Origin of the sequence: Aeromonas sp. ZOR0001, assembly GCF_000801015.1 — a bacterium.
Classification (GTDB): Bacteria; Pseudomonadota; Gammaproteobacteria; order Enterobacterales; family Aeromonadaceae; genus Aeromonas; species Aeromonas veronii.
Genome location: NZ_JRJY01000086.1, coordinates 1 through 307, shown reverse-complemented (window position 1 = coordinate 307; position 307 = coordinate 1). Strand labels below are relative to the sequence as shown.

Below are 307 nucleotides of genomic sequence, written 5' to 3'. Positions count from 1 at the left end.
CTCATCGGCTACAGCCGTCAGCAGTTCTACGAAATTCGCCGTAACTACCAGACCTATGGCGCCGAGGGATCGCTCCCGAGATTGAATAGGCTATCCTCGATTACTCTCTCACCAGACCAACCCATGGCCCGCTGCGGGTCGCGCAAGAGCTGGCTCTGCAAGGCATCAATGTCAGTGCGGGCGGTGTGCGTGGCGTGTGGCAACGGCACGACCTGCTCTCCAAACACGACCGTTTGTTGCGCCTCGAGAAAACCCATAGGGAACAGACCATTGAGCTCAATGACGAGCAAATTCGCCTGTTAGAGCG

Annotated in this window: 1 pseudogene; it reads left to right on the top strand. The window is 57.3% G+C overall.

The features are described 5' to 3' along the window. Window positions 1–307, top strand: a pseudogene (locus L972_RS20875) (IS481 family transposase); the annotation flags it as partial.